This window comes from Pseudomonas sp. R28(2017) (assembly GCF_002112505.1).
Lineage (GTDB): Bacteria > Pseudomonadota > Gammaproteobacteria > Pseudomonadales > Pseudomonadaceae > Aquipseudomonas.
The window spans coordinates 458,676-479,821 of the sequence record NZ_NEHW01000002.1 but is presented as its reverse complement, the minus strand read 5'-3'; the positions used below and the strand labels follow the sequence as shown (position 1 = coordinate 479,821).

Below are 21,146 nucleotides of genomic sequence, written 5' to 3'. Positions count from 1 at the left end.
CTGCGCCCTTGGCGCAGGGAAGTTCTCAGGTAGACGTAGGAAACTTCTGAAAAATTAGCGGCCCTGGCGAGAATCCCTATAGGAGCAGCCTTGCCCTCAGGTGTTACGCAACAGGTCGTGAGCATCCAGCAAGCGGAACGCCACCTCTGGGTTGCGCTCCAGGCCACGGCGGATCGCGGCCGGGATCGACTGGCGGGTCTTGCGGCACAGGCCGGGCTGGTCGTCGAGTTCGATGACGATGCCGCGCATGGTGCGCACCTCGTTGAAGCCTGGGCTGATGTGCAGACGGATGCCGAGGTTCTCGTACAACCGCAGCTGCAGGCGCTGCAGGTCTTCCAGGTCCTTGAGGTGTTCCAGGCGTTCGAGCAGGCGCTTCTCTTCCTGGCGGGTGAGCAGGAGGATGCGTTGGGCCGCTGGCGGGTGCTCGGCCAGGTGTTCGCGGCCGCAGTCACAGGCGCCAGGGGGGCACGGTTGGCGAAGAGGGGGTGGGGTGCTCATGGAGCAAGCATAGCCTCACTGGCCCGTTCACCGTGAACGCCCGAGCAGAACTTTCCTGTCAGGATAAAAAATTTCACAAAGCACTGGACCACAGCCCCTTGCATCGCCTATAAATCGCCCAAGGGAAATTTATATTCCCACCAAGAAACACTACTTCGCCCACCGCGAAGCCTCTTTTGCCCTTGTGCCCGACCTGCCCCACTCCATCACGAGGCCTATCCGACATGCACCCCGCTCCCGATCACTTCATCCTGCGCGTCAGCTGCCCGGCCGTGTCCGGCATCGTCGCGGCGGTGACCACCTACCTGGCCGAGCACGGTTGCTACATCAGCGAGATGGCGCAGTTCGACGACGAGGACAATGGCCGCTTCTTCATGCGCGCGGTGTTCCGCTACAACACCGGTGTCAGCGGCGACACCCCGCAACTGGAGGCGGGCTTCGCCGATGTGGCCCAGCGTTTCGACATGGACTGGAGCCTGCACAGCAGCGCCCGGCCGCTGCGCGTATTGCTGATGGTCAGCAAGTTCGACCATTGCCTGGCCGACCTGCTCTATCGCCACGCCAAGGGCGAACTGGACATGCAGATCACCGCCGTGGTCTCCAACCACCTCGACCTGCGGCCGATGGCCGAGCGCCAGGGCATCCGCTTCGTCTACCTGCCGGTGACCAAGGAGACCAAGGCCGAGCAGGAAGCCGCGCTGATGCGCATCGTCGAAGACACCGGCACCGAACTGGTGGTGCTGGCGCGCTACATGCAGATCCTCTCCGACGACCTGTGCCGCCAGCTATCGGGCCGGGCGATCAACATCCACCACTCGTTCCTGCCCGGCTTCAAGGGTGCCAAGCCGTATCACCAGGCCTACCAGCGCGGGGTCAAGCTGATCGGCGCCACCGCCCACTACGTCACCAGCGACCTCGACGAAGGCCCGATCATCGAGCAGGAAGTGCAGCGCGTGGACCACGCCTATGCCCCCGACGACCTGGTGGCGATCGGCCGCGACACCGAGACCATCGCCCTGTCCCGCGCGGTCAAGTACCACCTCGAGCACCGGGTGTTCCTCAACCACGACCGCACGGTGATCTTCAAATGAACGCCATCCCCAGCAGCAAGCTGATCGACGGCAAGGCCACCGCGGCGCGGGTGCTGGCCGAGGTCCGCGAGCAGGTGCAGACCTTGCGCCAGGGCGGCGTGCAGCCGGGCCTGGCGGTGGTATTGGTCGGCGCCGACGCGGCCAGCCAGGTGTACGTGCGCAACAAGGTGCTGCGGGCCGAGGAAGTGGGCATCCGTTCGCTGGAACATCGCCTGCCCGCCGACACCACCCAGGCGCATCTGCTGACCCTGATCGACCGGCTCAACCGTGACAGCGAGGTCAACGGCATCCTTGTGCAACTGCCGTTGCCCGGGCATATCGACGAGCACCGCATTCTCCAGGCCATCGACCCGCTGAAGGACGTCGACGGCTTCCACAGCGCCAACGTCGGCGGCCTGGCCCAGGGCCGCGACGTGCTCACGCCCTGCACCCCCAGTGGCTGCATGCGCTTGCTGCGTGATGCCTACGGCGAGCTGCGCGGCAAGCATGCGGTGGTGGTCGGCCGCTCGAACATCGTCGGCAAACCCATGGCCGCGCTGCTGTTGCAGGCCGACTGCACGGTGACCCTGGTGCACTCGCGCAGCCGCGACCTGCCGGCGTTGTGCCGCCAGGCCGACATCGTTATCGCGGCGGTCGGCAAGCCACGCTTGATCGGGCCCGACTGGCTCAAGCCCGGCGCGGTGGTGATCGACGTCGGCATCAACCGCATCGACGAAGGTGGCCACAGCCGCCTGGTCGGTGACGTCGATTTCGCCGCCGCGCTGCCCCAGGTCGCCGCCATCACCCCGGTGCCCGGCGGCGTCGGCCCGATGACCATCGCCTACCTGATGAAAAACACCCTGCTCGCCCTCGACCTGCAGCAACAGGCCGCCCACCAGGAGCGCACCGCATGCCTTTCGCCCTGCTGAAATACGGCCTGAGCGCCGACTACCCGGTGGAGGTCGACCTGCCGCCACCGTGCGAACTCAAGCCGCGCTATGACGTGGTGATCATCGGCGGCGGCGGCCACGGCCTGGCCATCGCCTATTACCTGGCCAAATACCACGGCGTGACCAACGTTGCGGTGCTGGAAAAGGCCTACCTGGGTGGCGGCAACACCGCGCGCAACACCGCGGTGATCCGCTCCAACTACCTGACGTCCGAGGGCGTGCGCTTCTATGCGGAATCGGTGCGGATGTTCCAGAACCTGTCCAACGAGTTCGACTTCAACATCATGTATTCCGAGCGTGGCCAGCTGACGCTTGCGCACACCGACGCCACCGTGCGCGCCTTCCGCCAGCGCGCCGAGGTCAACAAGCACTTCGGCGGGCGTACCGAGATGATCGACCGCCAGCAGATCCGCGAACTGGTGCCGAGCCTGAACCTGGACCCCGGTCACCTGCCGGTGCTTGCCGGCCTCTGGCACATCGACGGCGCCACCGCGCGCCACGACGCGGTGGCCTGGGGCTACGCCAAGCAGGCTGCCAAGCGCGGCGTACAGATCCACCAGCTGACCGAAGTGCAGGACCTGCTGATCCGCAATGGCCGCATCGAAGCGGTCAAGACCAACCGTGGCACCGTGCAGTGCGGTTGCGTGGTGCAGGCGGTGGCCGGGGCCAGTTCGCTGCTGATGGCCAAGGCCGGCATCCGTGCGCCGATCCACACCTACCCGCTGCAAGCCATGGTCACCCAGCCGTTCAAGCCGTTCCTCGACCCGCTGGTGAGCTCCTCGGCACTGCACTGCTACGTGCAGCAGACCAGCCGTGGCGAGATTGTCTTCGGCGGTGGCTCGGACCCGTACCCGCTGTACAACACCCGCTCCACCCTCGACCTCAAGGAAAGCCTGCTGGCCCATGCCATCGAAATGTTCCCGTTCATGGCCAACGCCAAGCTGATGCGCCAATGGGCCGGGATGACCGACATGACCCCGGACTACAGCCCGATCATGGGCCTGTCACCGGTCGAGAACTATTACCTGGATGCCGGCTGGGGGACCTGGGGCTTCAAGTCGACGCCGATCTGCGGCAAGACCATGGCCGAGCTGGTCGCCAGCGGCGGCAAGGTGCCGGAAATGATCGCGCCATTCGCCCTGGAGCGCTTCAGCCGCTTCCAGCAAGTCAACGAAATGGGCGCCACCGCGGCCAGCCACTAGGAGCACACGACGATGAAGATCCTGACCTGCCCCTTGAACGGCCCGCGCAACATCAGCGAGTTCACCTACGGTGGCGAGTTCAAGCACATGCCCGACCCGGCCCGCTGCAGTGACGCCGAGTGGGCCGACTACGTGTTCAACAGCGACAACCTGGCCGGCGTGGTCATCGAGTGGTGGCTGCACAACGCCTCGAGCTATTGGTTCCTGGCCGAGCGCCACACCGTCAGCGACCAGGTGCTGCGCACCTTCGACCCCAAAGCACTGTTCGACCGCCGCGTCGACTTCACCCCCGCCGCCACCCCGGAGATCGCCGGATGAACAGCCTTACTCGCCTCCCCGCGCCCATGGGCCTGCTGATCGACCGCGAGCGGCCCCTGTGTTTCGAGTTCGACGGCCAGGCCTGCCCGGGCTTTGCCGGTGACACCCTCGCCAGCGCCCTGCTCGGCAACGGCCGCTGGCTGCTGTCGCGCTCGTTCAAGTACCACCGCCCGCGCGGCCCGCTGAGTATGGCCGGGCAAGACGCCAACACCCTGGTGCAGCTCCCCGAAGAGCCCAACGTGCTGGCCGACATGGAGGCCGCCCGTGACGGCCAGGTGGTCACCGGGCAGAACTTCAACGGCAGCCTGGAGCACGACCGCGACGCTTATCTGGGCAAGTTCTCGCGCTTCATGCCGGTGGGCTTCTACTACCGCTCGTTCTACAAGCCCAAGGGCATGTGGAAGGTCTGGGAGCCGCTGATCCGCAAGAAGGCCGGCCTCGGCGTGCTCGACCTCGGCTTCAAGCCGCAGTACTACGACAAAGCCTATCTGTTTGTCGATGTGGCGGTCATCGGTGCCGGCCCGGCCGGCCTGCGCGCCGCGCTGGACGCGGCCAATGGCGGGGCCAAGGTGCTGCTGATCGAGCAGCAGCCAGTGCTCGGCGGCTCGCTGACCTACGCCCGCTTCGACATCGCCGGCACCCGTGCCGCCAGCCTGCGCCAGGAACTGTTGGCCGCCGTCGAGGGGCACCCGAACATCCAGGTGCTGTGCGAAGCCACCTGCAACGGCTGGTTCACCGACAACTACCTGCCGGTGATCCAGCACAAGCGCCTGTACAAGGTGCGCGCTACGCGTTGCCTGGTGGCAGCCGGCTCGTTCGACCAGCCCGTGGTGTTCCGCAACAACGACCTGCCCGGGGTGATGCTGACCAGTGCCGCGCAACGACTGATGAAGCTCTACGCCGTAAAGCCGGGGCAGCGTGCAGTGATCCTCACCGGCCACGATGACGGCTACCTGGCCGCGCTCGACCTGCAGGAGCAAGGCGTGGCCGTCGCCGCCCTGGTCGACATGCGCGCCGCGCCAGCCGATGGCGCGCTGGCCAGCGAGCTCAAGCGTCGCGACATTCCCCTGCACCTGGGTAGTACCGTCTTTGAGGCCCTGCACGAGGCAGGCATGCGCCATGTCACGGGCGCGGAAATCCGCCCGATCACTGGCCAGGGCAACGTTGGCGACCACGGCCTGCGTGTGGCTTGCGACCTGCTGTGCATGTCGGCCGGCTACATGCCGGTGTACCAACTGCTGTGCCAGGCCGGTGGCAAGCTGGCCTATGACGTCAACCGCGACGAGTTCGCCATCAGCCAGTTACCGAACGGGCTGGATATCGCAGGCTCAGTCAACGGCCGCCACCATCTGGACAACGTGCTCACCGATGCCAGCCGCGGCGCCGCTGCTGCACTCGCGGCCTTGGGCCTGCAAGCAGCAACGCCATCGGCCTACGTTGCCGAGGCCAAGGTCAACTTCCCCTGGCCGATCTTCCCGCACCCCAAGGGCAAGGACTTCGTCGACTTCGACGAGGACCTGCAGGTGCGCGATATCGTCAATGCCACCCGCAGTGGCTACCGCGACGTGCAGTTGGTCAAGCGCTTCTCCACGGTCGGCATGGGCCCGTCCCAGGGCCGCCACTCGGCGCTGCCCACCGCGCGCCTGGTGGCCCAGGCCACCGGCCGCAGCATCAGCGAAACCGGCGTGACCACTGCCCGCCCGCCGTTCCAGGCAGAGAAGCTGGCGCATGTCGCTGGCCGTGCGTTCGACCCGTACCGGCAGACGCCGATGCACCGCCGCCACCTGCAAGCCGGCGCAAAAATGATGCCCGCCGGCATCTGGCAGCGCCCGGCCTATTACGGCAAGGCGCAAGAACGCGAGCGCTGCATGCAGGAGGAAGCCCGCCATGTGCGCGAAAAGGTCGGCCTGATCGACGTCTCCACCCTGGGCGGGCTGGACGTGCGCGGCCCGGACGCCGCCGAACTGCTGGAGCGCCTGTACACCTTCGGTTTTGCCAAGCTGGCCATCGGCCGCACCCGCTATGCGTTGATGACCAACGAGCACGGCGTGGTGATCGACGACGGCGTCTGCGCGCGCCTGGCCGAGCAGCACTTCTACGTCACCGCCACCACCAGCGGCGTGGACCGTATCTACCAGCAGATGCTCAAGTGGAACGCGCAGTGGCGCCTGGACGTGGACATCACCAACGTGACCGCTGCCCTGGCCGCCGTCAACCTGGCCGGGCCGCTGTCGCGCCAGGTGCTGGCCAAGGTCTGTGAAGACCTTGACCTGTCGGCCGCAGCCTTCCCTTACCTGGGTGTGCGACTGGGCACGGTGGCCGGCATTGCGGCGCGGATCCTGCGGGTCGGTTTCGTCGGCGAGCTGGGGTATGAGGTGCACGTGCCGGCGCGCCACGCCGAACGCCTGTGGGACGCCCTGATGCAGGCCGGTGCCGGGCTGGGCATCCGCCCGTTCGGCGTCGAGACCCAGCGCCTGCTGCGCCTGGAAAAAGGCCACGTGATCATCAGCCAGGACACCGACGGCATGACCCACCCGGCGGAGATCGACATGCAATGGGCGATCGGCCGCAAGAAGCCGTTCTTCGTCGGCAAGCGCTCGATCGAGATCCTTGAAGCCCAGCCGCTCAAACGCAAGCTGGTCGGTTTCACCCTGCCCAAGGGCAGCCCGCAACCGCTGGAAGGCCACCTGGTGCTGGACGGCCCGGACATCAGCGGCAACGTCACCTCCTGCGAGTACTCGCAGACCTTGGGGCAGATCATCGGCCTGGCCTACGCCGGCGCCCATCAGGCGATACCTGGCATGCATATCCCAATCCGCGTGGAAGGCGGCGTGATGGTCAATGCCAAGGTGGTGCAACTGCCCTTCCATGATCCCGACAACCTGCGCCAGGAGCTCTGAACCATGACCAGCCTGAAAGCTGAAGCCTTCATTCCACGCAGCCCACGGGCCGAGCTGCTGCACAGCTGTGCGTTGACCGACCTGACGGGACTTGCGCGGGTCGGGTTTCGTGGGGGGGACGCCGCTGCCTATCTGGAAGCACGCGGATACCAGTTGCCCTTGCTACCCAACCAGGCCTTGCGTCAAGACGATGGCGGCTGGGTGGCGCGCCTGTCGGCCAGTGAGTATCTTTTGCTGGGCAGCTTTGCCGACCAAGGCGCACGGGTGGCCGCCGAAGAAGAGACGTGGGTGCAGGATGCCCGGCGCAACTACCTGTTGCCGCGTCAGGACAGCCATGCCTGGTTGCAACTGTCGGGGGAGCATTGCAGTGCGGTGATGGCCAAGTTGTGCGGGGTCGATTTGCGTCTGCAGGCCTTTGCGGTCGGTGCCGTGGCGCAGACGTCGGCGGCGCGGATCAATGTGATCGTGGTGAATGTCGGAAGCGATGAACTGCCAGCACTGCAATTGCTGTTCGACCGTGCATCGCTGGCGTATTTCCAGGAGGCGGTGCTGGATGCCATGGATGAGTTCGATGGCGGGTGGGTCGGGGTGGATCAGCTGATGATTTGACCTGTACCGGCCTCTTCGCGGGCTTGTCCGCTCCCACAGGTACACCACAGAGCTTGAGAACTGTGGTGTACCTGTGGGAGCGGACAAGCCCGCGAAGAAGCCAACGCGGTTTCAGAGCTGTGTCAGCCGCTCGCGCAGGAAACTGACAAACCCCTGCACCGGCCGCGCCACCTGCCGGTGCTGCGGGTACACCGCCGACAACTGCAACGCCGGCGGCACCCATTCATCCAGCACCGTCACCAGCCGCCCGTCCGCCAGTGCCTGCCCGACGATGAAGGTCGGCAAATAGGTCACCCCCATCCCGGCAATCGCCGCATCCCGCAGCAACTCGCCGTTGTTCGCCCGCATCCGCCCGGTCACCTGAATGGTCTGCGCCTTGCCGCCCAGGCGGAACTGCCACTGCACCTGCCGCGAGTGCCCATAGGGCAGGCAATCATGCTCGGCCAGTTCATCTGGCTTGGCAGGTACGCCCCGTGCTTCGAGGTACGCCGGGCTCGCGCAATACACCCGCTCGACATCGGCAATGCGCCGGGCGATCAAGCTGGAGTCCTCCAGCGCGCCAATGCGCAGCGCCAGGTCATACCCCTCGCCAATCAGGTCCACCGGGCGATCACTGAGGTCCACTTCCACATCCACCTGCGGATGCAGTTGCAGAAACTCGGTCAGCAGGCAGCCCAGGTGAGCCATGGCGAACGACAGCGGCGCACTCAGGCGCAAGGTACCGCGCAGGGCTTGGGTCTGGCCGCTGATGTCGTGCTCCACCTGTTGCACCTCGCCCAGCAGGCGCAGCGCCGACTGGTAATAGTGCTGGCCCAGCGGGGTGGCGTCCAGGCGCCGGGTGGAACGGTTGAGCAGGCGCACGCCGAGGCGCTCTTCGAGCTGCATCAGGCGGCGGCTGACCGATTGCTTGGACATGCCCAGGCGGTCGGCGGCGGCGGTGAAACTGCCGGCTTCCATGACCTGGGCAAAGATGCGCATGTCTTCGTAGGGGTTCATTGTCTCGATCTTGGTGACAGTCAAACGCTTTATAGCGGCTTTTTCCCGTGAGTGCATCTCCTTAATCTACACACAGGTCGCAGCGATGGCCCTGAAGGCCAGACAAGACGCCCACTACCAACACTTGAACAGAAAAGGATTCGCTCATGAACATTGTCCACAAGACGCTCACCGCTTCCCTCCTCGCCCTGTCCGTGTCCAGCGTTTTCGCTGCCGGCAGCCCAGGCGTCGAACAGCACACCCAGGCCTTCCTCGAAGCGTTGGAGCAAGGGGGCGGCAAGCCGCTCGAGCAGCTCAGCCCGAAAGACGCACGCGCCGTGCTGACCGGTGCCCAGGCTTCGGTGAAGGTCGACCTGTCCGGTATCGAGGTCAAGGAACGCACCATCCAGGCCAACGGCCAGTCGATCAAGCTGCAGGTGGTGCGCCCGGCCAATGTCAAAGGTGAGCTGCCTGTGTTCATGTTCTTCCACGGCGGCGGCTGGGTGCTCGGCGACTTCCCGACCCACCAGCGGCTGATCCGCGACCTGGTGGTCGGCTCCAACGCGGTGGCGGTCTATGTGGACTACACCCCTTCGCCAGAATCGCATTACCCGACGGCGATCAACCAAGCCTACGCCGCGACCCAGTGGGTGGCCACGCACGGCAAGGAAATCGGTGTCGACGGCAAGCGCCTGGCCGTGGCCGGCAACAGCGTCGGCGGCAACATGGCGGCGGTGGTCGCGCTCAAGGCCAAAGAGGCCGGCACCCCGGCGCTGCGCTTCCAGCTGCTGCTGTGGCCGGTGACCGATGCCAGCTTCGAGACTGCGTCGTACAAGCAGTTTGCAGAAGGGCACTTCCTCACCACCGGGATGATGAAGTGGTTCTGGGACAACTACACCACTGATGCCAAGGCACGGGCGGAGATCTACGCCTCGCCGCTGCGCGCCAGCAGCGAGCAGCTCAAGGGCCTGCCGCCGGCACTGGTGCAGACGGCCGAGTTCGATGTGCTGCGCGATGAGGGTGAGGCGTATGCACGCAAGCTGAATGCGGCGGGCGTGACGGTGACCTCGGTGCGCTACAACGGGATGATCCATGACTATGGCCTGCTCAACCCGCTGAGCCAGGTGCCGGCTGTGAAAGCGGCGATGCGCCAGGCCGCGAACGAACTGAAGGTACATCTGCAATAACGCCAGCCAACCACATGGCAGGGCCCAAGGTGCCCTGCCCTTACTGGAGATCCGTCATGCTCAGCGTCCGTAACGCCCAAGACCGTGGCCTGGCCTACCATGGCTGGCTGAAGTCCTTCCACACCTTCTCGTTCGGCCATTACCGCAACCCCGACGAGCAGGGTTTCTCCGACCTGTTGGTGATCAACGATGACCGTGTGATCCCTGGCAAAGGCTTTGGCGAGCACCCGCACCGCGACATGGAAATTTTCTCCTACGTGCTCGAAGGCGCACTGGAGCACAAGGACACCTTGGGCACCGGCTCGGTGATCCGCCCGGGTGATGTGCAGCTGATGAGCGCCGGGCACGGTGTGGCGCACAGCGAGTTCAACCACAGCCAGGCGCAACCGGTGCACTTCCTGCAGATCTGGATCGTGCCCAATGTGAAAGGGGCGACGCCGCGTTATCAGCAGCAACACTTCAGCGCCGAGGACAAGCGCGGCAAGTTGCGCCTGATCATCTCGCCAGACGGTGCCGACGGGTCATTGCAGGTGCGGCAGAACGCGCGGGTGTATGCAGGCCTGTTCGATGGGGCGGAACGCGCGACGCTGACCTTGCCGGAGAACCGCCATGCCTATGTGCATGTGGCACGCGGCAGCATCGAGCTCAATGGCCAGGTGCTGAATGAAGGCGACGGCGTGCGGATACGCCAGGAACAGCTGCTGGAGCTGGGTAATGGCGTGGATGCCGAGGTGCTGGTGTTCGACCTGCGGCCCCATGAGCTACCTGGCATGCCGTAAGCAGTATCGGCCTCTTCGCGGGCTTGCCCGCTCCCACAGGTACCGCACAGATGCTGAAGACTGTGCAGTAACTGTGGGAGCGGGCAAGCCCGCGAAAGGGCCATCAGAAAAGACTCAGGGCTCGAACCCTTCAACGATGATCACCTCAGCCTTTGCCACGCCCTGGCGATGGCTGCACGCCTCCTGGTACAGCGCCGACCGGTAGCACGCCACCGCCTGTTCATACGAATCGAACTCGATCACCACGCTACGCTGTGGAGTGGGCCGCCCCTCCATCGCTTCGCTGCGCCCGCCGCGGGCCAGGAAGCGGCCGCCGTATGCCTTGAAGGCAGCGGGAGCACGCTGGGTGTACTGCTGATATTGCTCGGGGTCGGTCACGTCGACGTGGGCGATCCAATAGGCCTTCATCCGCTGCTCTCCTGTTTTAGCAGTATTTGTGTATGATGGTATACCATAAAAATCACCCCACCACAGTGAGCGTGCAACATGGCTTTCAACACCATCGAGGAACTCCTCGAGGACTACCGGCAAGGCAAGATGGTCCTGCTGGTGGACGACGAGGACCGGGAAAACGAAGGCGACCTGCTGATCGCCGCCGAGCGCTGTGACGCCCAGGCCATCAACTTCATGGCCCGCCAAGCGCGCGGCCTGATCTGCCTGACCCTGACCGACGAACACTGCCAGCGCCTGGGCCTGGAGCAGATGGTACCGGCCAACGGCAGCGTGTTCAGCACGGCCTTCACCGTGTCGATCGAAGCCGCCAGCGGCGTTACCACCGGCATCTCCGCCGCTGACCGGGCACGCACCGTGGCCGCCGCCATGGCACCCAATGCTCGCCCCGAAGACCTGGTGCAGCCGGGCCACATCTTCCCCCTGCGCGCCCGCGAAGGCGGCGTGCTGACCCGCGCCGGGCACACCGAAGCCGGTTGCGACCTGGCCCGCCTGGCCGGTTTCACCCCGGCCTCGGTGATCGTCGAGGTGCTCAACGATGACGGCACCATGGCCCGGCGCCCCGACCTGGAAGTGTTCGCCGCGCAGCACGGCATCAAGATCGGCACCATCGCCGACCTGATCCACTACCGCCTGAGCACCGAGCAGACCATCAAGCGCATTGGCGAGCGCGAACTGCCAACCGTGCACGGCACGTTCCGCCTGGTGACCTACGAGGACCGCATCGAAGGCGGCGTGCACATGGCCATGGTCATGGGCGATATCCGCCGTGAACAGCCGACCCTGGTGCGGGTGCACGTGATCGACCCGCTGCGCGACCTGGTCGGCGCCGAATACGCAGGCCCCGCTAACTGGACGTTGTGGGCGGCACTGCAGAAGGTGGCAGAGGAAGGTTGCGGGGTGGTGGTGATCCTGGCCAACCACGAGTCCTCCCAGGCGTTGCTCGAGCGCGTGCCGCAACTGACCCAACCGGTTCGGCCTTATCAGCGCGGGCAGTCGAAAGTGTATTCGGAGGTCGGTACCGGGGCGCAGATTCTGCAAGACCTAGGCGTCGGCAAGCTGCGTCACCTCGGCCCACCGCTGAAGTATGCCGGGTTGGCTGGGTATGAGCTGGAAGTGGTGCAAAGCATTCCGTTCGAGCCTGGCCTGCTGGGTTGAAACACGGCCCCCTGTGGGAGCGGGCTTGCCCGCGAAGCAGCTACCGCGGGGCATGGCACGGGCTTCGCCCGTGTTCGCGGGCAAGCCCGCTCCCACAGGGACCGCGCACGCTTTCTGATCCTGGACAAACAATCTGACCAAACCTGACGCGGAGTGATGGCCGGTCGCCTCATACCTCTTGCCAAAAGTTTGGAATACCATAATATGATATCCCGTAGACCTTGAATCTGCAGGCCGGCACCTACAATTACAAACGGCCACAAGACACTTTGTTTTAGCTGCTCCCCGAATACTGTTGGCGGGCGCATCAGAAGCCCCGCCTCGAATAACAAAAGCAACGAGGGCGTAACCATGCTGTTGAGCAAACGTGTAACCGCAGTGCTGTCCGCCAGCCTGCTGACCCTGGCATGTCAGGCCGCCCAGGCCGCTGACAGCCTCAATTTCGTCAGCTGGGGCGGTACCACCCAGGACGCCCAGAAAGAAGCATGGGCCGTACCCTTCACCAAAAGCACCGACATCAAAGTCGTCCAGGACGGCCCGACCGACTACGGCAAGCTCAAGGCCATGGTCGAGAGCGGCAACGTGCAATGGGACGTGGTCGACGTCGAAGCCGACTTCGCCCTGCGTGCCGCCAGCGAAGGCCTGCTCGAACCCCTCGACTTCAACCAGATCAAGCGCGACAAGATCGACCCGCGTTTCGTTTCCGATCATGGCGTCGGCTCGTTCTTCTTCTCCTTCGTGCTCGGCTACAACGAAGGCAAGCTCGGTGCCAACAAGCCCGCCGACTGGACCGCGCTGTTCGACACCAAAACCTACCCGGGCAAACGCGCCCTGTACAAATGGCCGAGCCCCGGCGTGCTGGAACTGGCCCTGCTGGCCGACGGCGTAGCGCCCAAGGACCTCTACCCGCTGGACCTGGACCGCGCCTTCAAGAAACTCGACACCATCAAGAAAGACATCGTCTGGTGGGGCGGTGGCGCCCAGTCGCAGCAGCTGCTGGCCTCCGGTGAAGCATCGCTCGGCCAGTTCTGGAACGGCCGCGTCTACGCCCTGCAGCAAGACGGTGCGCCAGTGGGCGTGAGCTGGAAACAGAACCTGGTCATGGCCGACTTCCTGGTCATCCCGAAAGGCGCGAAGAACAAGGACGCGGCCATGAAGTTCCTGGCCAACGCCAGCAGCGCCGAAGGCCAGGCCGCTTTCGCCAACAAGACCGCCTACGCCCCGGTGAACCTCGACAGCGTCGCCAAGCTCGACAAAGACCTGGCCCCGAACCTGCCGACCGCCTACGCCCAGGACCAGGTCACCCTGGACTTCGCCTACTGGGCGAAAAACGGCCAGGCCATCGCAGCCCGCTGGAATGAGTGGTTGGTCAAATGAAAGTCGCCATCAACGCCCTGCATAACGCGCAAGGTGCCCCCACGGGCACCGGCGCCCCGGGAACGGCCCCGCGCCGCATCAGCCTGAGCCAGCGCTGGAAAGGCAGCCGCAACCTGCTGCCGGCCCTGCTGTTTCTCGGCCTGTTCTTCTTCGCCCCCCTGGTCGGCCTGTTGCTGCGCGGGGTGCTGGAGCCAACGCCAGGGCTGGGCAACTACGAGCAACTGTTCGCCAACTCGGCCTATGCACGGGTGCTGTTCAACACCTTCTCGGTGGCCGGCGTGGTCACCCTGATCAGCGTGCTGCTGGGCTTCCCGCTGGCCTGGGCGATCACCCTGGTGCCCAAGGGCTGGGGCCGCTGGCTGCTGAACATCGTGCTGCTGTCGATGTGGACCAGCCTGCTGGCGCGCACCTACTCGTGGCTGGTGTTGCTGCAGAGCTCGGGGGTGATCAACAAGGCGTTGATGGCCATGGGTATCATCGATACCCCGCTGGAAATGGTGCACAACCTCACCGGCGTGGTGATCGGCATGAGCTACATCATGATCCCGTTCATCGTGCTGCCGCTGCAGGCGACCATGCACGCCATCGACCCGATGGTGCTGCAGGCCGGCTCGATCTGCGGCGCAAGCCCCTGGACCAACTTCTGGAAGGTGTTCCTGCCGCTGTGCCGCTCGGGGCTGTTCTCCGGGGCGCTGATGGTGTTCGTGATGTCGCTCGGTTACTACGTCACCCCGGCCCTGCTGGGCGGTGCGCAGAACATGATGCTGCCTGAGTTCATCATCCAGCAGGTGCAGTCGTTCCTCAACTGGGGCCTGGCCAGCGCCGCCGCCGCACTGCTGGTGGTGATCACCCTGGTGCTCTTCTACCTGTACCTGAAGCTGCAACCGGAATCCCCGGTTGGCAACGCGAGGTAAACCGCCATGCTCCTGTCTCCCAATGCCATGGGCCGCCCGCTGCGTACGGGCCTGTACCTGACCACCGGGGTCATCGCGGCGTTCCTGCTGCTGCCGGTGGTGTTCATCGTGTTGCTGTCGTTCGGTTCGTCCCAATGGCTGGTGTTCCCGCCGCCGGGCTGGACGTTCAAGTGGTATGGCCAGTTCTTCTCCAACCCGGAGTGGATGGACGCCGCCCTGGCCAGCCTCAAGGTCGCCGTGCTGACCACCGTCGCTGCCGTGCTGCTCGGCCTGCCCACTGCCTTCGCCCTGGTGCGGGGCCGCTTCCCTGGCCGCGAAATGCTCTACGGGCTGTTCACCATGCCGATGATCGTGCCGCTGGTAATCATCGCCGTGGCGGTGTACGCGCTGTTCCTCAAGCTGGGCTACACCGGCACGCTGTTCGCCTTCGTGGTCAGCCATGTGATCGTCGCCCTGCCCTTCACCATCATCTCGATCATCAACTCGCTGAAGCTGTTCGACCAGTCGATCGAGGATGCCGCGGTGATCTGCGGCGCCTCGCGCCTGCAGGCGATCTTCAAGGTGACCTTCCCGGCCATTCGCCCAGGCATGATCGCCGGCGGCCTGTTCGCCTTCCTGGTGTCGTGGGATGAAGTGGTGCTGAGCGTGATGATGGCCAGCCCCGACCTGCAGACCCTGCCGGTGAAGATGTGGACCACCTTGCGCCAGGACCTGAGCCCGGTGATCGCCGTGGCCTCGACCCTGCTGATCGGCCTGTCGCTGCTTGTCATGTTCATTGCCGCCGCCTTGCGCCGGCGCACCGAAGTCAACGCCTGAGCGTGCGGAGAAAACAACAATGAGTGCAGTCATCAAAGACAACGCGCACGGCAAGACCCTGGTCAGCCTGCGTGGCCTGAACAAGCACTACGGCGACTTCACCGCCGTGGACAACCTCGACCTGGAGATCCAGGACGGCGAGTTCCTGACCTTCCTCGGCTCCAGCGGCTCGGGCAAGTCCACCACACTGTCGATGCTGGCCGGCTTCGAGACGCCGAGCAGCGGCGAGATCCTGGTCGAAGGCCAGTCGCTGGTGAACGTGCCGCCGCACAAGCGCGACATCGGCATGGTGTTCCAGCGCTACTCGCTGTTCCCGCACCTGAACGTGCGTGACAACATCGGCTTCCCGCTGGCCATCCGCAAGCTCAGCGCGACCGAAACCACCAAGCGCGTCGACGCCATGCTCAAGCTGGTGCAGCTGGAGAAGTTCGCCCACCGCAAGCCATCGCAGATGTCCGGTGGCCAGCAGCAGCGCGTGGCGATCGCCCGGGCGCTGGTGTACGAACCACGCATCCTGCTGATGGACGAACCGCTCGGTGCGCTGGACAAGAAGCTGCGTGAAGACCTGCAGGACGAACTGCGCCAGTTGCACCGCCGGCTGGGCATCACCATCGTCTACGTGACCCATGACCAGGAAGAAGCCATGCGCCTGTCCCAGCGCATCGCCATCTTCAGCCATGGCAAGATCGTTGGCCTGGGTACCGGTTACGACCTGTACCAGAACCCGCCGAATGCCTTTGTCGCATCGTTCCTGGGCAACTCGAACTTCCTGCGGATCAAGGCCAACAGCAATGGTGCGGGCAGTTTCGAAGGCCAGCCGGTGGCGATCCGCCTGACCCCAGGTCTCGCTGCACAACAGGATGCACTGATCATGGTGCGGCCGGAGAAAGCACTGGCCCTGACGGCCGAACAGGCCGCGCGCGAGCCATTGCCGGCGGGCTGGAACGAAGTCAGCGCGAAGGTGGGGGAAGTACTGTTCCTGGGCGAGAGCCAGACTTGCCATGTGGTGACGGCCGGCGGTACCGAGTTGACGGTAAAGGCACTGTCGGCCGCCGGCATGCCGATGCAGCCGGGGGATTCGGTGAAAGTGCGCTGGGCGGTGGCGGATGCCTGCATCTATACTGAGTGGGCCGAGAGCGACCTGAGCAAGTCGGCTGGGGCTCATTGATCCAAGTGCGTTAGTGGCTGTACCGCCCTCTTCGCGGGCAAGCCCGCTCCCACAGGTACTCCACTGCATTCAAGCTTTGTGCAATCGCTGTGGGAGCGGGTTTACCCGCGAAGAGGCCGGCACTGTCAGTCCGGGATCTGAAACCTGTCGGCAAAATATTCCCGGAAGAACTCCACCGCCACCCGCACCTTGGCCGACCCGGCCAGTGGCGCGGTATACACCGCCCAGATATCGGCACTCTGCCGATACCCGTCCAGCACCTGCACCAGCCGGCCATCGGCCAGGCTGTCGTGCACATCCCACCATGAGCGCAGCACGATCCCGCGCCCGTCCAGGCACCACTGGTGCACCACTTCGCCGTGGTTGCTCGACAGCGCGCCGGTGACTCGCACGCTTTCCTCACCAGCGGGCCCCTCGAGGTGCCAGAGCCCGAAAGGATGGTCGCGCTCCTTGATCACCAGGCAGTCGTGGCTGGCCAGGTCCGCCAGGCTCTTCGGCGTGCCACGCCGGGCTAGATAGTCCGGGGCCGCGCACAGCACCCGCCAGTTGCGCGCCAGGCGCTTGGCGATCAGGTTCGGGGCAATCTGGTCGCCCACGCGGATATCCAGATCGACGCCTTCGGCCACCAGGTCCACCAGGCGGTCATGCACGTCCAGGCGAATGTCCAGCCGTGGGTAGCGCGCCGCCAGCTCCGACAATGCCGGCGCCACCATCCGCCGGCCCAGGCCCAGGCTGCTGGCGATGCGCAACTGCCCGGCCGGCTCACGCTGGCCGGCGTCCAGGTCATCGCCCATGCGCTGCAGGGCCTCGAAGATCTGCTGCGCCCATTGGTAAACCCGCTCGCCCTCCTCGCTCACCGTCACCCGCCGGGTGGTGCGGTGCAGCAGGCGCACGCCCAGGTCCTGTTCAAGCTGGCGGATGCGCTTGCTGACGAACGCCGCCGACATGCCACGGGCTTCGGCCACGGCCGCGAAGCTCGCACGGCGGGCCACCTGCAGGAAGATATCGAGGTCGTCGAGGCTTGGCAGATTATTCACGATACGTGCACCAAGAATGAATGAACTGGCCGATTATCAATGAAGCGAACCCTTATAGCATGGCCCACATCAGATCCCCAGACACAAAGGTGTGGCCATGACCAAGACGTTCAAGATCGCCGCCATCCCCGGTGACGGCATCGGCAAAGAGGTGCTCCCGGAAGGTATCCGCGTGCTCGAAGCCGCCGCCCGCAAGCATGGCCTGAACCTGCAGTTCGAGTTTTTCGAATGGGCCAGCTGCGACTACTACCTGGCCCACGGCAAGATGATGCCGGACGACTGGTTCGACCAGCTCAAGGGCTTCGACGCCTTGTACTTCGGCGCCGTCGGCTGGCCCGACAAGGTGCCTGACCATGTTTCCCTGTGGGGCTCGCTGCTCAAGTTCCGCCGCGACTTCGACCAGTACGTGAACATCCGCCCGGTGCGCCTGTTCCCCGGTGTGCCCTGCCCGCTGGCCGGCAAGCAGCCTGGCGACATCGACTTCGTGGTGGTACGGGAAAACACCGAAGGCGAGTACTCGTCGCTGGGCGGGCGCATGTTCGAAGGCACCGCCAACGAATTGGTCCTGCAGGAATCGGTGTTCACCCGCCGCGGTGTCGACCGCATCCTCGAATATGCGTTCGAGCTGGCCCACAATCGCCCGCGCCGGCATGTGACCTCGGCCACCAAGTCCAACGGCATGGCCGTGAGCATGCCCTACTGGGACGAGCGCACCGCCGCCGTGGCCGCCCACTACCCAGAGATCAGCTGGGACAAGCAGCACATCGACATCCTCTGCGCACGCTTCGTGCTGCAACCGGAGCGCTTCGACGTGGTGGTGGCGTCCAACCTGTTCGGCGACATCCTCTCCGACCTCGGGCCGGCCTGCACCGGCACCATTGGCATCGCGCCGTCGGCCAACCTCAACCCCGAGCGCAAGTTCCCGTCGTTGTTCGAACCGGTGCACGGCTCGGCACCGGACATCTTCGGCAAGCATATCGCCAACCCGATCGGCATGATCTGGTCGGGCGCGATGATGCTCGAGTTCCTTGGCAAGGAAACAGGCGAAGCCCATTATCAGGCTGCACACGATGACATCCTGCAGGCCATCGAAGCCGTCATCGCCAGTGGTGCGACCACACCCGACATGGGCGGCAGCCGCTCGACCCAGGCGGTCGGCCAGGCCATTGTCGACGCGTTGAACGCTGCCTGACTGTCACAATTCGGTCACGCCACCGTCGTAATCTGCCGGGCAACTCTATGCCACAAGGTCGCCCGGCATGCGCCGCTTGCTGCTCCTGCTGCTTCCCCTGCTCCCGCTGACGGCCCTGGCCGAAGCGGGCCACCTGCGTGTGCAAGGTTCCAATACCATTGGCGCGGCGCTGTTGCCTGCGCTGGTGCAGGGCCAGCTGTGGGCGCAACAGGCGACGGACATCCGGCAGTCACCGGGGGCGGTGCCGAACGAGACCGTGATCACCGCACGCGATGCCTACGGCCAGGCGCTGCGCATCGACATCGCCGCGCACGGTTCCAGCACCGGCTTTGCCGCGCTGGGCCAGGGTAATGCCGACCTGGCCGCGGCCTCGCGCCCCATCAGCGACGCCGAGGTGCGCCAGCTCAAGGCGCTGGGAGACCTGCGCTCGGCCAGCGCCGAGCAGGTCATCGGCCTGGATGGCGTGGCCGTCATCGTCCACCCCGACAACCCGTTGCCACAGCTGACCACCCAGCAGCTGGCGCAGATCTTCTCCGGGCAGATCCAACGCTGGGAGCAACTGGGCGTGGCTGGTGGCGCCATTCACCTGTATGCGCGGGATGATCGCTCCGGGACCTATGAAACCTTCAAGGCGCTGGTGCTGGAGCCGCAGCATGGCGAGCTGGCGAGCCAGGCGCAGCGTTTCGAGTCCAGCGAAGCACTGGCCGAGCGGGTCGGCGCTGACCGCCAGGCCATCGGCTTCAGCAGCCTGGCAGCCGTGCATGGGGCGAAGGTGCTGGCGGTGGCCGAAGGCGATGCGCCAGCCATGCTGCCGGATCGTCCGCTTGTGGCCAGCGAAGACTACCCGTTGTCGCGGCGGTTGTACTTCTATCTGCCGGCCAATGCCAAACCGCAGGCCCGGGCGCTGGCGGACTTCGCCCAGAGCCCGGCCGGCCAGGCCATCGTCGCCGCGCAGGGTTTCGTCTCGCAGCAGGTCAGCGCACAACCGGTACCGACGCAGGCCGACATGCCACCGCGCTACCGCAGCCTGGCCCAGCAGGCGCAACGCTTGAGCGTCAACTTCCGCTTTCAGGAAGGCAGCGCCAGCCTCGACAACAAGGCCCTGCGCGACGTGCAGCGGGTCACCGACTACCTGCGCCAGGCCGGCAAGCTGCAAAGCAAAGCGGTGCTGGTGGGTTTTGGCGACCCCAAGGAAACACCGGGCCGTGCAGCCCTGCTGTCGCGCCTGCGCGCCCAGGCAGTACGCCGCGAACTGGCACGCGGTGGCGTCGAGGTGCTGGAGGTGACCGGCATGGGCGATGAGTTGCCCATCGCCGGCAATGACCTGGAGCAGGGCCGCTTGCGTAACCGGCGAGTGGAAGTCTGGGTCTACTGACAAGCAAAGAAATGTAACAGCTCACCATTCGGCATCACCGGCAAACGGGTCTAGGCTCAAGCTCATGTGATACCGGGCCCCTCTGACGGCTGCCAAGCCGTGATGTCGGATCACTGTTGCGATCTTCACAAGGCAACGTCGACAATCAAGGAGGGGCTCATGGCAGCTCTGCAGACATTCCTCACCACCCCGTTTCTTGGCACCAGCACCTGGTTGTGGCTGGTATTCATGGCCATCGTCATCGGTTTGCTGGTGCTCGACCTGGGCGTGCTGCACCGCCAGGACCGCGAGATCGAAATGCGCGAGAGCCTGCTGCTGTATTCGGGCTATTTCAGCGTCGGCGTGCTGTTTGGCCTGTGGGTCTGGCATGAACTGGGCGCGCAGTCGGCACTGGAGTTCTACACCGGTTTCCTGGTGGAACAGTCGCTGTCGATGGACAACGTGTTCGTCATGGCGATGATCTTCGGCTTTTTCGCCATCCCCCGCCGCTACCAGCACCGCGTGCTGTTCTGGGGCATTCTCGGGGTGGTGTTCCTGCGCGCGATCATGATCGGCGTAGGTGCGGCGCTGGTGCAGAACTTTGCCTGGGTGCTCTACCTGTTCGGCGCCTTCCTGCTGTTCACCGGGGTGAAGATGGCCCTGTCGAAGGAAGACAGCCACCCCGACCTGGCCAACAACCCGGTACTGAAATTCGTCCGCCGGCACATGCGCGTGACCGACCAGATCCACGGCTCGCACTTCTTCGTGCGCCTGACGCCACCTGGCGCCAGCAAGGCCCTGCGTTACGCCACGCCGCTGTTCCTGGCGCTGGTGCTGATCGAGCTGGCCGACCTGGTGTTCGCCGTCGACAGCGTGCCGGCGATCTTCGCCATCACCCAGGACCCGTTCATCGTCTACACCTCGAACATCTTCGCCATCCTCGGCTTGCGCTCGCTGTATTTTGCCCTGTCGGCACTGATGCACCGGTTCGTCTACCTCAAGTACGCGCTGGCGCTGGTGCTGATCTTCATCGGCTGCAAGATCTTCTACCACGGCATGGTGGGCAAGGTGCCGGCGTTGCTGTCGTTGGGCGTGACGTTCGGGTTGTTGCTGGGTGGGGTGGTGGTTTCGTTGATCAAGACGCGCGGCCAGAAGGAAAAGCAATCACAGTTGAAGGTATGAGGTTGGCCTG

20 protein-coding genes are annotated in these 21,146 nt (G+C 65.0%); 16 read left to right on the top strand and 4 right to left on the bottom strand.

The window, feature by feature from the left end:
* Nucleotides 1–96: 96 nt before the first annotated feature.
* The gene (locus tag CAF78_RS04960) at nt 97–498 is read right to left on the bottom strand and encodes a hypothetical protein (RefSeq protein WP_085674143.1); all 402 of its coding nucleotides are present in this window, start codon (nt 496–498) and stop codon (nt 97–99) included.
* Nucleotides 499–722: 224 nt separating this feature from the next.
* On the opposite strand from CAF78_RS04960, the gene purU reads away from it, so the two are divergent.
* From purU to CAF78_RS04930, 6 genes are read left to right on the top strand one after another with little or no spacing between them, the layout of a single operon-like run.
* The gene (purU, locus tag CAF78_RS04955; RefSeq protein ID WP_085674145.1) at nt 723–1,589 is read left to right on the top strand and encodes a formyltetrahydrofolate deformylase; all 867 of its coding nucleotides are present in this window, start codon (nt 723–725) and stop codon (nt 1,587–1,589) included.
* Nucleotides 1,586–2,497 (top strand): bifunctional methylenetetrahydrofolate dehydrogenase/methenyltetrahydrofolate cyclohydrolase FolD, encoded by a 912-nt coding sequence (gene folD, locus CAF78_RS04950; protein WP_085674147.1) that lies wholly within the window; start codon nt 1,586–1,588, stop codon nt 2,495–2,497. The genes purU and folD overlap by 4 nt, the downstream gene beginning before the upstream one ends.
* Nucleotides 2,479–3,720, top strand: a complete 1,242-nt coding sequence (locus CAF78_RS04945) for an FAD-dependent oxidoreductase (protein WP_085674149.1) — start codon at nt 2,479–2,481, stop codon at nt 3,718–3,720. The genes folD and CAF78_RS04945 overlap by 19 nt, the downstream gene beginning before the upstream one ends.
* A 12-nt stretch (nt 3,721–3,732) precedes the next feature.
* Nucleotides 3,733–4,038, top strand: coding sequence for a sarcosine oxidase subunit delta (locus CAF78_RS04940; protein WP_085674151.1), 306 nt, complete (start codon nt 3,733–3,735; stop codon nt 4,036–4,038).
* The gene (locus tag CAF78_RS04935; protein WP_085674153.1) at nt 4,035–6,938 is read left to right on the top strand and encodes a 2Fe-2S iron-sulfur cluster-binding protein; all 2,904 of its coding nucleotides are present in this window, start codon (nt 4,035–4,037) and stop codon (nt 6,936–6,938) included. Before CAF78_RS04940 ends, CAF78_RS04935 begins: the two co-directional genes overlap by 4 nt.
* A gap of 3 nt (nt 6,939–6,941) precedes the next feature.
* Entirely contained in the window at nt 6,942–7,547 is a 606-nt protein-coding gene (locus tag CAF78_RS04930) for a sarcosine oxidase (protein ID WP_085674155.1), read from the top strand.
* Between the two features lie 111 nt (nt 7,548–7,658).
* On the opposite strand, the gene CAF78_RS04925 is transcribed toward CAF78_RS04930, so the two are convergent.
* Nucleotides 7,659–8,543, bottom strand: a complete 885-nt coding sequence (locus CAF78_RS04925) for a LysR family transcriptional regulator (protein ID WP_085674157.1) — start codon at nt 8,541–8,543, stop codon at nt 7,659–7,661.
* Between the two features lie 146 nt (nt 8,544–8,689).
* Here CAF78_RS04925 and CAF78_RS04920 point away from each other — a divergent pair, with 146 nt between their 5' ends.
* Both CAF78_RS04920 and CAF78_RS04915 read left to right on the top strand, forming a co-directional pair.
* Nucleotides 8,690–9,709 (top strand): alpha/beta hydrolase, encoded by a 1,020-nt coding sequence (locus CAF78_RS04920; RefSeq protein ID WP_085674159.1) that lies wholly within the window; start codon nt 8,690–8,692, stop codon nt 9,707–9,709.
* 56 nt (nt 9,710–9,765) lie between these two features.
* Entirely contained in the window at nt 9,766–10,488 is a 723-nt protein-coding gene (locus CAF78_RS04915; protein ID WP_085674161.1) for a pirin family protein, read from the top strand.
* A 114-nt stretch (nt 10,489–10,602) separates the two neighbouring features.
* Here the strand turns inward: CAF78_RS04915 and CAF78_RS04905 are convergent, their stop codons facing one another.
* On the bottom strand, nt 10,603–10,896 hold the full coding sequence (locus CAF78_RS04905) for a DUF1330 domain-containing protein (protein WP_060479148.1): 294 nt from the start codon (nt 10,894–10,896) through the stop codon (nt 10,603–10,605).
* A 78-nt stretch (nt 10,897–10,974) separates the two neighbouring features.
* On the opposite strand from CAF78_RS04905, the gene ribBA reads away from it, so the two are divergent.
* The 5 genes from ribBA (at nt 10,975) to CAF78_RS04880 (ending at nt 16,371) form a co-directional block, all read left to right on the top strand.
* Entirely contained in the window at nt 10,975–12,096 is a 1,122-nt protein-coding gene (gene ribBA / locus CAF78_RS04900) for a bifunctional 3,4-dihydroxy-2-butanone-4-phosphate synthase/GTP cyclohydrolase II (RefSeq protein WP_085674163.1), read from the top strand.
* Between the two features lie 351 nt (nt 12,097–12,447).
* Complete coding sequence (locus tag CAF78_RS04895; protein ID WP_085674165.1) at nt 12,448–13,473, top strand: ABC transporter substrate-binding protein; 1,026 nt, start codon at nt 12,448–12,450, stop codon at nt 13,471–13,473.
* The gene (locus tag CAF78_RS04890; RefSeq protein ID WP_085674167.1) at nt 13,470–14,387 is read left to right on the top strand and encodes an ABC transporter permease; all 918 of its coding nucleotides are present in this window, start codon (nt 13,470–13,472) and stop codon (nt 14,385–14,387) included. Before CAF78_RS04895 ends, CAF78_RS04890 begins: the two co-directional genes overlap by 4 nt.
* A 6-nt stretch (nt 14,388–14,393) precedes the next feature.
* Nucleotides 14,394–15,203, top strand: coding sequence for an ABC transporter permease (locus CAF78_RS04885; RefSeq protein WP_085674170.1), 810 nt, complete (start codon nt 14,394–14,396; stop codon nt 15,201–15,203).
* A gap of 19 nt (nt 15,204–15,222) precedes the next feature.
* Nucleotides 15,223–16,371, top strand: coding sequence for an ABC transporter ATP-binding protein (locus CAF78_RS04880; RefSeq protein WP_085674172.1), 1,149 nt, complete (start codon nt 15,223–15,225; stop codon nt 16,369–16,371).
* Nucleotides 16,372–16,496: 125 nt separating this feature from the next.
* On the opposite strand, the gene CAF78_RS04875 is transcribed toward CAF78_RS04880, so the two are convergent.
* On the bottom strand, nt 16,497–17,408 hold the full coding sequence (locus CAF78_RS04875; protein WP_085674174.1) for a LysR substrate-binding domain-containing protein: 912 nt from the start codon (nt 17,406–17,408) through the stop codon (nt 16,497–16,499).
* Nucleotides 17,409–17,505: 97 nt separating this feature from the next.
* Between CAF78_RS04875 and CAF78_RS04870 the strand changes: the two genes are divergently transcribed.
* The 3 genes from CAF78_RS04870 (at nt 17,506) to CAF78_RS04860 (ending at nt 21,136) form a co-directional block, all read left to right on the top strand.
* Complete coding sequence (locus CAF78_RS04870; protein WP_085674176.1) at nt 17,506–18,600, top strand: tartrate dehydrogenase; 1,095 nt, start codon at nt 17,506–17,508, stop codon at nt 18,598–18,600.
* 67 nt (nt 18,601–18,667) lie between these two features.
* Nucleotides 18,668–19,975 (top strand): substrate-binding domain-containing protein, encoded by a 1,308-nt coding sequence (locus tag CAF78_RS04865; protein ID WP_085674178.1) that lies wholly within the window; start codon nt 18,668–18,670, stop codon nt 19,973–19,975.
* 159 nt (nt 19,976–20,134) lie between these two features.
* Nucleotides 20,135–21,136 (top strand): TerC family protein, encoded by a 1,002-nt coding sequence (locus CAF78_RS04860; RefSeq protein WP_085674180.1) that lies wholly within the window; start codon nt 20,135–20,137, stop codon nt 21,134–21,136.
* The last annotated feature ends 10 nt before the right edge of the window (nt 21,137–21,146 follow it).